The organism is Nostoc sp. NMS8 (assembly GCF_017115045.1).
GTDB lineage: Bacteria > Cyanobacteriota > Cyanobacteriia > Cyanobacteriales > Nostocaceae > Nostoc.
This window is the reverse complement of record NZ_JABXKK010000099.1, coordinates 23,148-34,632: the sequence shown is the minus strand read 5'-3', so window position 1 is coordinate 34,632 and position 11,485 is coordinate 23,148. Positions and strand designations below refer to the sequence as shown.

8 protein-coding genes are annotated in these 11,485 nt (G+C 43.9%); 4 read left to right on the top strand and 4 right to left on the bottom strand.

Features of this window, described 5'->3' with window-relative positions:
* Window positions 1-34: 34 nt before the first annotated feature.
* Complete coding sequence (locus HWQ39_RS24615) at window positions 35-418, bottom strand: hypothetical protein (protein ID WP_292850889.1); 384 nt, start codon at window positions 416-418, stop codon at window positions 35-37.
* Window positions 419-434: 16 nt separating this feature from the next.
* On the bottom strand, window positions 435-773 hold the full coding sequence (locus HWQ39_RS24610; protein WP_292850886.1) for a 2Fe-2S iron-sulfur cluster-binding protein: 339 nt from the start codon (window positions 771-773) through the stop codon (window positions 435-437).
* A 74-nt stretch (window positions 774-847) separates the two neighbouring features.
* Here HWQ39_RS24610 and cimA point away from each other — a divergent pair, with 74 nt between their 5' ends.
* Window positions 848-2,509 (top strand): citramalate synthase, encoded by a 1,662-nt coding sequence (gene cimA, locus HWQ39_RS24605; RefSeq protein WP_292850883.1) that lies wholly within the window; start codon window positions 848-850, stop codon window positions 2,507-2,509.
* Between the two features lie 618 nt (window positions 2,510-3,127).
* Here the strand turns inward: cimA and HWQ39_RS24600 are convergent.
* Window positions 3,128-3,361, bottom strand: a complete 234-nt coding sequence (locus tag HWQ39_RS24600; RefSeq protein ID WP_179065172.1) for a hypothetical protein — start codon at window positions 3,359-3,361, stop codon at window positions 3,128-3,130.
* Window positions 3,362-3,521: 160 nt separating this feature from the next.
* Here HWQ39_RS24600 and HWQ39_RS24595 point away from each other — a divergent pair, with 160 nt between their 5' ends.
* Window positions 3,522-5,666: a flavin-dependent dehydrogenase gene (locus HWQ39_RS24595; RefSeq protein ID WP_292850879.1), complete on the top strand. Its 2,145-nt coding sequence runs from the start codon at window positions 3,522-3,524 to the stop codon at window positions 5,664-5,666.
* A gap of 42 nt (window positions 5,667-5,708) precedes the next feature.
* Here HWQ39_RS24595 and HWQ39_RS24590 read toward each other — a convergent pair whose 3' ends face one another.
* Window positions 5,709-7,250, bottom strand: coding sequence for a hypothetical protein (locus HWQ39_RS24590; RefSeq protein WP_292850876.1), 1,542 nt, complete (start codon window positions 7,248-7,250; stop codon window positions 5,709-5,711).
* Between the two features lie 1,236 nt (window positions 7,251-8,486).
* Here HWQ39_RS24590 and HWQ39_RS24585 point away from each other — a divergent pair.
* Together HWQ39_RS24585 and HWQ39_RS24580 are read left to right on the top strand one after the other, a co-directional pair.
* Complete coding sequence (locus HWQ39_RS24585; protein WP_292850873.1) at window positions 8,487-9,941, top strand: aminotransferase class V-fold PLP-dependent enzyme; 1,455 nt, start codon at window positions 8,487-8,489, stop codon at window positions 9,939-9,941.
* Window positions 9,942-10,183: 242 nt separating this feature from the next.
* Window positions 10,184-11,470, top strand: coding sequence for a sulfite oxidase (locus HWQ39_RS24580; RefSeq protein ID WP_292850870.1), 1,287 nt, complete (start codon window positions 10,184-10,186; stop codon window positions 11,468-11,470).
* Window positions 11,471-11,485: the final 15 nt, after the last annotated feature.

Here is an 11,485-nt window from a genome sequence, read left to right as displayed (position 1 = left end):
AACTTATAACTCGTAACTAAAGACGGATCGAGAGTTACCACAAGGCGCGAATCGGTTCGCTGTTTTGATTTGTATCGCTGGATGGGGTGTTTGTTTCGGAAGTATCTGTACTGTCAGCCGGTGAGGTTGAGTCAGTGGAAGGATTCTGAGCAACACTACTCCTGTTATCAGATCTTGGGGCTACAATGCCGCGTCTGTTTTCGTTTGTTTCAGTTGTTTCATTTCCTTCAGTTGCAGTTTCATCATTCTTGCTGCCTGCACTGCTATTAACATTGATATTAGCTGGGAGAACTTGAGATTTTTTCTCACTGGGAGCGTTAGCGGTTTGTACCCCCATCGGAAAATTGATGCCTAGTAACGTACCAAGCAGAATGGCCAAACCTCCAGCCATCAAAATTAAGGGTGTCCATCTACCCATCTTGTCTTACTCCTTTTTAACCTTTTGGTGTCCACACTATTCGAGAACCTTGTCCCCAAAATCCATCAAACTTTGTCACTTTCACATCGCCTAAGACCTGAGTTTGACAGGCTAAACGTAAGTCTGTTGTAGGAGAATGGGGAGGAAGCGAACGCCGCGCAGGGTCGCGCCAATTCGCTGCTGATACTTTGCCCTCTACCTTAACCGTACAGGTACCACAACTGCCAATGCCCCGACAGTTTATTACCCTAGCACTGCCATTGTAGAGTTCAATAGTATTTTGCAGCAAAATCTCTCGGAGATTGCTTCCTTGCTCACAATCAATTGTTTTACCTTTAGCTAGTACTTTAGGCATTTTTAAACTGCCAAAATGGCTTTTTGTTGTATATTGACACATTGCCTCGAAGTTGTCTCGTCGATCCCAGTTTTATGACCACAAATTCATCACCTCAACTTTGGCTCTATGACACTACATTACGGGATGGTACTCAGCGCGAGGGGCTATCAGTATCGATAGAAGACAAGTTACGCATTGCTCGTAGACTCGATCAACTGGGAATTCCCTTTATTGAAGGCGGTTGGCCTGGTGCCAATCCCAAGGATGTACAATTTTTCTGGCAACTCCAAGAAGATCCGCTAAAACAAGCTGAAATTGTGGCTTTTTGTTCGACTCGACGCCCCAACTCCACTGCTGCAACCGAACCGATGCTACAGGATATTTTGGCTGCGGGAACTCGCTGGGTAACGATTTTTGGCAAGTCTTGGGATTTACACGTGACAACAGGACTCAAGACGACATTAGAAGAAAATTTGGCGATGATTCGCGACACAATTGAGTACCTCCGTTCTCAAGGTCGTCGAATTATCTACGACGCTGAACATTGGTTTGATGGCTATAAGCACAATCGAGATTATGCTTTACAGACATTAGAGGTGGCGATCGCAGCTGGTGCTGAATGGGTAGTCCTCTGTGATACCAATGGCGGCACTTTACCCCACGAAATTAGCCAAATTGTTGAAGATGTCATTGGTCATTTGTCATTTGTCATTTGTCAAGAACCAATGACTAAGGACGAAGGACAAAGGATAATTCCCCAAATTGGAATTCATACTCATAACGATTCGGAAATGGCGGTTGCTAACGCAATAGCCGCAGTAATGGCCGGGGCAAAGATGGTACAGGGCACAATTAATGGTTATGGTGAACGTTGCGGCAATGCTAACCTCTGTTCGTTAATTCCCAATTTACAATTGAAGGCGGGTTACAGTTGTATCACAGAAGACCAGCTCACCCAACTTACAGAAGCTAGTCGTTTTGTGAGTGAGGTTGTCAACCTTGCACCAGATGAACATGCCCCTTTTGTAGGACGTTCGGCTTTTGCCCACAAGGGCGGTATTCATGTATCAGCAGTGGAACGTAATCCCCTAACTTACGAACACATTCAGCCGGAACAAGTCGGGAATCGTCGCCGCATTGTGATTTCTGAACAGTCTGGACTGAGCAATGTTTTAGCTAAAGCCCGCAGTTTTGGCATTGAATTGGATCAGCAAAAGGCAGAGGCCAGGGAAATTCTTCAGCGCCTCAAAGATTTGGAGAGTGAAGGATTTCAATTTGAGGCAGCAGAAGCCAGTTTTGTACTGTTGATGCACGAAGCTTTAGGAGATCGCCAGAAGTTTTTTGAAGTCAAAGGTTTTCAAGTCCACTGCGACTTAATTGAGGGGAAAGAAACTAGCAATGCCCTAGCTACAGTCAAAGTCGCTGTTGACGGCAAAAATATTCTGGAGGCGGCGGAAGGTAACGGGCCTGTGGCAGCTTTGGATGCAGCTTTACGCAAGGCTTTGGTAAATTTTTATCCCCAAATCGCAACCTTTGATTTTACAGATTACAAAGTGCGGATTCTCGATGGGTATACGGGTACTGCCGCCAAAACCCGTGTGTTAGTAGAGTCAGGTAATGGCCGTCAACGCTGGACGACGGTAGGGGTTTCTAACAATATTTTGGCGGCTTCCTATCAAGCGGTGGTGGAGGGACTGGAATACGGTTTGTTGTTACATTCCCAAGCAGAAACGGCGGTGAAAGCTTCTAGTTGACAAAAGATGTATAGCGGTTCTCGTTTGGATGCAATACACAATAGGGTACAGCATTGCCTATTAGTGTCAACTTAACGTGAAACCGCTTGTCCGCCGGAAATTGAAATTCCCGTCTCATAGCTAAAGTCATCTGAAGATGACTAAATATCGCCAAAAATCTCCAGTCTACTTCAGTAGACTTTAGCTATTAGCCCGAAAATTTATTTCGGGGCGGGCATGGAAGCCAACATATAAGCTATTTCCAGTTTAAATTGACACCTATGAGCAATGCTGTACCCCTACCGCGTGGTCTATTTACCTGAAAATAGCTGTAAGCTGAAACTCCTTTAAAACCTCATTTCCAGCCTCCGGCTGGAAATGCTGCTCCTGGCGGCTCTGCCGCCAGGAAGAGAGGCGGAGCCTCAACAACGAGCATTCCCAGTCGGAGACTGGGAACGAGATTTAAAACGCTGATATGGTTAATCTAGTGGCTTCTGATACCATGAACACAAAAATAGTAACCCAATTGTTACTTCTATACCTATATACCTAAAATGCGTAGGCGCAGGCATCGCTAATATTTAGGTGCAAACAGAGAAATCTAATGCTGCGACCAAAACTTCATCATAATAAAAGGTTTTAGGAGAACTTTTCCCATGATTGGGCAACTAATTGGCTCAACCAGCGACGCTGTTGCTGATCCAGCAGTGGATCATCTGCTAGTAACTGAGCGGTTAATTCTTCCAAAGATTGACCCTGAGCGCGGACAACTTTAATTACTCCAGCGATCGCAGCAGCAACGAGTTCTTCATCAATCGGCTGTTGTCGCAAAGCAAAAATTTCCTGGGGACTGTCTGGAATGGGATAATTCATGGCGTGGGTTTACAGAAATACAAAATGAACAATAAATTCAACAAATTCTTAAAATTTCTTCACTGAATCTTTACCAAACTAATAGGGCGGAGCTTACCTTACTTTGTGCCTGAAGAAAACCTGTCTTAGTGAGTAGATTGATCGGAGATGTCAGGAAACGATGAGAGAAATCCTTTATTTAGAAATTCCAACTCCAGATATGGCAACTGTGCGTAGCTGGCTACAAACAAATTTTGAACCTGGAAATGGGGAAAAATTGCTTACCTCGGAAGGCTTTCGCCTCAAAATACCTAGTGCTACTACACCTGCTGGCACGGCTCTTTCCGAAAACTTGCCTGCGGAACTTTCGGTATTTGTCTGGTCAGTGCAACGAACTACCTATCTGAAAGTGTTTCGTTGGGCAGAACAACCCTTTCCCGGAGAGGGACAAATTCTGCGACACCTAACCAAAGAAATCAGAAGCCGTTTTCCGCATCATTACCCAGAACCGCCAGCGATTGATTTATCCCAACAATCGATTTTTGCTGCGCTAGCCTCTGCTTATCCCCTCACCGTCAAGTATTTTCAGAAAATGCCCAACGGTGAATATGACCTCACACGTGCCTATTGGTGGGAACAACGATGGCGCGAAGGGGTACGGAATCCACAGCAGCCGCGTCAGGTTGTGTTTTCTGGTAAAGGAGACGGGGGACTGGGGACTGGAGACTGGGAAAAAGATAATCCCAAGACCCAATCGCCAGTCCCCAATCCCCAGTACGACATCATTTATATCGGCGGCGCATTAGGTGCGATTCATGCAGCACTGATGGCAAAACTAGGATATAAAGTCCTGCTGGTGGAACGAATGCCCTTTGGGCGGATGAACCGAGAATGGAATATTTCGCGCGATGAGATTCAAAGCTTAGTTAACCTGGGTTTAGTCACCCCCGCTGAGTTAGAAACCATCATTGCCAGGGAATACAAAGATGGATTCAATAAGTTTTTTGATGCTAATAATCTAGCCAAACTGCGATCGCCCGTCCTCCACACGCCCACAGTCCTAAATTTAGGCTTGGATTCCGAAAAATGGCTCCAAATGTGTGGGCAAAAGCTGCAAGCCGCAGGTGGCGAAATCTGGGATGAAACAGAGTTTATCCATGCAGATATTGATATATCACAAGTCATTTTGAAAGTCAAGCACTTACCCAGTCAGATTGAAAAACAAGTAAGTGGACGACTGCTAATCGATGCGATGGGAACTGCATCACCCATTGCTTGGCAATTAAATGGCGGTCGTGCTTTTGATAGTGTCTGTCCGACAGTGGGAGCAGCAATCGAGAGCGGATTTGAGCCAGGAGTATGGGATTCCCAATATGGAGACGTTCTTTACAGTCATGGGGATATTTCGCGGGGAAGGCAGTTAATTTGGGAATTGTTTCCTGGAGCAGGTGATGAACTGACGATTTATTTATTTCATTACCACGAAGTCAATGCTGAAAATCCTGGTTCCTTGCTAGAGATGTACGAGGACTTTTTCACGATTTTGCCAGAGTATCGCAGGTGCGACATGGACAAATTGGTGTGGAAGAAACCGACATTTGGGTATATACCGGGGCATTTTAGTATCGGAAGTAGCGATCGCACAGTTGCCTTCGATCGATTGATGGCGATCGGTGATGCGGCATCACTCCAGTCTCCCCTGGTGTTCACTGGTTTTGGTTCGCTAGTTCGTAACTTAGAGCGTTTAACAACACTGTTGGATATTGCTCTCAAACATGACTTGTTAACTTTCCGACACTTAAACCAAATTCGCGCTTACCAAAGCAACGTTTCCGTGACTTGGCTATTTTCCAAAGGCATGATGGTACCCACAGGGAAATTTTTACCACCGCAACGGATTAACGCCATGCTCAACACCTTTTTTGGACTGTTAGCAGACGAACCTCTAGAGGTGGCAGATAATTTCATCAAAGATAAGTGTGATTGGTTAACCTTTAACCGCCTAGCACTGAAAGCCGCCAGTAAAAATCCTGCCTTGCTTTTATGGATTTGGGAACTTGCTGGCCCTAGAGATTTAGTGCGATGGCTTGGTAGTTATTTCAACTTCGGTCGTCATGCCATAGTTAGCACTTTGCTGAGTCCGTGGTTTGAGCGCTTCTTGAATCGGGTAGGTTTTTGGCTAGAACCCCGGAATCCAGGCTTGTGGCTGTGGCTATTGGCGATTAATTATGCGATCGCTACAGGCAAACCGCGATCGCGCAGTCAAGTCGCAAAAACCAACCCAGAAGCCATAATTCCGAAGTCAGAAGCAAGAATTAGTCATTAGTCATTGGTCACTAATCACTTTATTACTCCCAACTCAGCACTCTTAACTCTTGGGGCGAAAATTCGGTAGTTCCACAGATGCCAATGACTTACGCCCCTTGGGTGGACGCCGAGGATAAACTACTGGTGAAGGTGAACTGGTATCCTTAGTGTTATCATCTGATGAATCTGAGAATAAATCAGTTGTCGACAATTCCAAATTCGTCAATTGTGAAACTTCTGACCAGTAGTCTTCAGCTTCCCCAACAGGCGTTTCGGTGTGAGTTGGAGTAGAGGGAACCAGTAAGTTATTTGCTGGTGAAAGCACAGAATCAGTCGTCAAAGAAGTGGAGGTAGTTGCAGGAGGATTAATTTCTGCTTCTATCGGCTCCTTTTGTGGATTTTCTAGTTCCTCATCGTCTTCTAAGATTGTTGCTAAAGTCTCCCAGATCGGCGCATCACCTACATCCGTTTTTGCAGCAGGTGATGGTGATGTAGATGCAGGCTGGGAGGTGAAAAACATTTGAATTAGACTATCTAATTGCTGATCTAAATTTGATGAACCCGAAGATGAAACAGCTTCCGCCGTATTTAGGGAATCATTAACTTCTGGAGATGGCTCTGGTTGTGTCGGTGTTGGCGTGTCTTTCTTAACTGTCCAATTCCAAGGAGATGATGGCGGCGTTGCAGAGCCTTCATTTCTTTGGAAGGGGATGGGTGCTGAAGGTTCACCCCAAGAATTATCTGGATCGTTACTCAAGGATTCTTCTTCTGCTGACCAAGGTTTAATTGGCTGTGCGTTAGGAAACAAAGACCGAGCTTTTCTGGAGAATCTTCCTTGGCTACTAGTTATGTCTTTAGGATGTTTTGCCGCATCCTCTAGGGAGTCATAGCTAGGAACCGATGTATCTAGACATTTTTCCAAAGCTGCTTTAAATTGCAGTGTTTGGCGTTGTTGTCGCATCAGTCTAGTACGTAATTCCCGACAAACATTTTCTGACTGCAATAGCTGCTCAGACTGTTCGTTGTTGCTAGTATGTAGCAACGTACATTCTCGCTCTAACTGGGCAAGGCGTTGTTGGCTAATTTGCACCTGTGCTTTATAAGTATCAGTAAAAATTTCCTGGCGCTGAATAGTTTGTACAGCGATTTCTAATTGTTGAAATAGAGATTTTATCTGTTCTTGAGCGGCAGCGAGTTCCTGAGTGTGTTGGTTGAGCATCGACTCACTAACGCTGGAGCGCGTTTTTTGCCACTGCAAAACCTTTTCTGACTCAGCTAGGTTATCTTTTAGCTGCTCTACTTGTTCATACAAGTTATTGTTAGCCGCACGTAATTCTTCGTTCAATGCCAGCAGGTTTTGAAACTCCGAGTCAATAAGTGCTTGTTTGCCGCTTTCCGGCTCTGCAACCCAGTCCTGCTCGGTGGTATCTTGTGAAAATTGTGTATCTTCAGCTGGCATGAGGAGTGGCAGCTTTTTAACTGCCATATTGTCATTAGGCACAACTGAGTAAAAGGGACAACTCGCCTGTTCAGATTGTGGCGAATTAGCAGAATTTAGGGATTCCATCACAGCCCCCTTATTTGAGGTGTCAGCTTCATTCATCACTCTTGACTCACCTGCTTAAAAATATTCAGCAGTGCTGGCATTAGCATTGCTTATCAACTCTGTCTAATCAGGGTTTGCTCTAGAAGCTAAGTTTAACTCTCTCCAAGCACCAGCAATTAATTATCAATTGGTGTTCCCCATTTTGTATCTAGACTGATGCCGTTATAACACTATGATGCTCTTTCCCGTCAAGGATAGGCAGAAAGGGAACTCCGGCGATCTTTGAGAATAGGCAAGATAGAGGAGAAACTCGACAGTTATGAACTAAGTTGTATTGGCTGATGAAGTTTTTCTATGTGAAAAAACTGCCTAAACATATACTTTATTATTTAAAACCGCATCTGTCTTCAGAAATAAACAATAAATGTGCTTTTAAATACATTTATGTGTTGGCTTATTTATTACTTAGGATATATCTCAGTACAAGTATCTTCTATTCAATGATGATTCTGTAACAATACGGTTGGGCTAATGGCTAATGGCAACAATTTTGGGTTTTCGAGACGTGATAAATCGCCTTCTCTACAAGTGTTTTGTTGCTCATTCTCAACTGTATTGGATTCTGTAAGGGACGACAAATACAAAAATACTCAACTATTTCTTGTGGGGTGGGCGACACGAGAGCCTGTATCCAAAGGCGACTTAAGCTAAAAGCCTCTTCAAATCTCGTTTTCAGCCTCCATCTAGAAAATCGCTATTTAATGTCAGCAAACAACTAAGAGCTTCTACCAGAACTAGAATGTTAAAAAATTCTGCTGGGCACGAATAAATACTTATAAAGACTTGTTGAAGAAGTAACAATACTTTTAAGTGTATTTATGAAACTTTTTTAAAGAGTAATCTCAACCTAGTACTGGCTCTTATCTGGGTAAATGCGGTTCTAGTAAGCAATTATCGGCTTAGTTCGTGAGAGGTTTTTCTCTCAACTTGCCTTCAATGTGTCAAGTTTGTTTAATGACTACAAGAAAATTATTTAAAGTATACTTAACTACTTACTAATATTATTTACATTGTAATTTTGTTAACAATAAAAATATCATAATTAAGTATTAACATGGATACACTTTTTAATCATTTTGTTAAAGAATAATTTATATAACCGAGTTTTCCACTAGTAATAAAGTAGTTATAAAGACTATGATTACTGCCATTAAGATGATTTTGGTGTGAAATAAAGCGTTATGGCAGTTAGGCTTGTCCAAAAAATTCAATTTTAAAATAGGGGTGCTAAAGATGACCGATATACTTGCAATGAGTGCAAAGATCAAGCAAGAAGCTGCCAAACTATCGCTGTCGTCAGAAAATTTTGACAGTTTTTGGGACAAAGAAATCAGACCGTTATTTACAGATGAGTCTTTATCTTTCAAGGTTAAAACTCTCAACGGAAACTATGTCAAGTACGTAAACTTGGATAATGGAGCTACAACCACTCCCTTTGCAACCGTCAAGCAGCATGTTGACGAAATGCTTGACACTTATGGCAGCGTGCATCGAGGTTCTGGGCAAAAGTCCATCATCAGTACACGAGAATATGACGCTAGCCGAAACATCATTCGAGACTTTGTGGGGTCATCTTTAGACAACTATGTAATCTTTGCGAAGAATACAACAGAAGCAATTAATGGAGCCGCCACACTTTGGGCAAAAAAACCGGGGAAAATCTTAGTTTCTGATATCGAGCATTCATCTAACCTGCTGCCTTGGGTTACTAGAGACGAAGTTGTGCAGTATAGAACCCAGGCGGATGGAAGTGTAAGTGTTGCAGAAATTGAAGATATCTTCAAAGCACACCAAAATCTCCCCGAAGCCGAGCAAATTAAGTTAGTAACTATTACAGGTGCTTCGACAATTACAGGTTACAGACCCCCAATTTACGAAATTGCAGCTTTAGCACATCGGTATGGCGCGAAGATTTTTGCCGACGTGTGTCAGTTAATTCAGCATGAACGAGTAGATATGCGTGCTGATGATGACCCATGTCATTTAGATTTTGTGGCTTTCTCTGGACATAAGATGTATGCCCCTTATGGAACCGGGGTTTTGCTAGGGCCGAAGGAATTTTTTGATAGCTCCTACCCTTATCAAATTGGGGGTGGAAACCTGCCTTATATCACCAGAAACCTAGAGATCAAGCGTTTTTATACAGAACGGGCCCATGACCCCGGAACACCAAACGCAATGGGTGCGATCGCCATTGCCAAGGCGATTGAAATTATCGAAGCAGTAGGGCGCGATCGCATTGCTCAGTATGAACACTCTCTAGTTGAATTCACGTATACACGACTAGGGCTGATTCCTGGTGTTAAAATACATATTCCCGGAGATAACTTAGCCCATGTTATTCCCTTTGATATTGATGGATTTGATGGACGCTTAGTAGCAGAGATTCTGGCACAAGAATATGGTATTGGCGTTCGGGCTGGGGCTTTCTGCACTTATGAATATATTCGCAAACTCAAGAATGTTTCAGACGAGCAAGACTGTGAGATTGCTGAGGAAGTAGATAGAGGAATTACACGTAATATTCCTAGTATTATCCGAGCCAGCTTTGCTGTATATAATACATTAGAAGATTGCGATCGCTTTATAAATGCGATCGCCCAAATAGCTAAAAACGGATTGGCTCACTATTTGCCCAACTACACACAAGACCAGATAACTGGTGTTTGGACAGCGCTAAACAGCTAGTCTCGCCTCTTTTTCTCACCAAAAAATATATGGCAGTCAACTTAACGCGAAATGGGCGGTTATAAACCGCGTCTAGATATAACAAAACCCACCTCCGTGGGTTTCAAAACTTTGATTTGACCTTAGTCCGCGGAGGCGGACTTTGCCTGTGTAGCCGCGTTCACGCAGTGTGCCGCAGGCAATTCCATTCGCCAAGGCTTAAGTTGACTGAAAATTACAAATAATTAAAAGGGGGTAATAGCTTGAGCGATGAAAACCTCTTTGACCAAGAGGATTATTTACAGGCACGCGTTGATCGGTATATCTGGCAAAAAAGTACAGATGCGGGTATTTCGCGCCAGCGCTTTCTGAAAATACTAGCTACTTTGGTTGGTGCAACAGCCATTGGAGGGTTCGCTAAACCTGCACCTGCTCAGAGTCAGACAGCTATTAAAACTAAAGGCATTAACATACTTAAGCCATTACCACCAGGGTATATCTCTCATAGCAAAGGCACATTAGAGATGAACTGGGAAGCGATGTATGGGTGTGGTTATTTAGTACCAAATGATTGGTTCTATGTTCACAACCGCCATACACCTCCCCCTTTTGACCCATCTACATGGCGTTTGCAAATTCATGGAACTGGCGTTTCTGCCCCCTGCGAGTTTACTTACGATCAAATCATCGCCATGCCATCCATCTCAGTCACTTGCGCTATTGAGTGTGCTGCTAATGGTCGGCGCTTCTTTGAAGACGCTTACAACACACCACTCCCTGGAACACGGTGGAGACTTGGGGCTATTGGTGTAGCTGAGTGGACTGGTGTACCACTTAGTATGTTATTGGAACGAGCTGGACTGAAATCCACAGCAAAAGATGTACTCGTTGAGGGTGCAGATGTGGATTCGTTGGACTCAAAGGAGACAAATAAATCCAAGTTCAGCAGTGTAGTTCCTATTAGCAAAGCATTAGCAGATAACTCGCTCGTCGTCTACGCCATGAACGGAGAACCATTACCTCCAGATCATGGTCAGCCGTGCCGTGTGTTATTCCCTGGTTGGGGAGGAAACGCCAACGTTAAATGGATTGAGCGGATTGAGGTTTCTGAAACACCGATATATACCCAGTGGGTGACGGAGCAGATGGTGCTAGTTGGTGCAGACTACCCAGCGATCGCACCATATAAAGGTAAGCTGATTACCTATCAAAATGTTAAGAGCGCTTTCGAGTTGGCTTGGCCAGCTACGCTTTCGGCTAAAACCTACTTACTACGTGGACGTTCTTGGTCTGGGAAAGGAAAAATTGTCCGTGTGGAAGTCAGTCTAGATGGCGGTAAAACTTGGCAATTTGCACGACTGAGAGAACCAAATTTTCCATTTGCGTGGGTACGCTGGGACATTGAATGGAACCCACTTCCTGGGGAATATTTTCTCCAGGCTCGTGCTACTGACAATTTAGGTAATACACAACCGAGTACAGTTCCGTGGAATGACTCTGGATTGCTCTATGGAGGTGTTGTTAGCCATCCTGTGACAGTACAAGGTTGATCGCACCAAGTCACT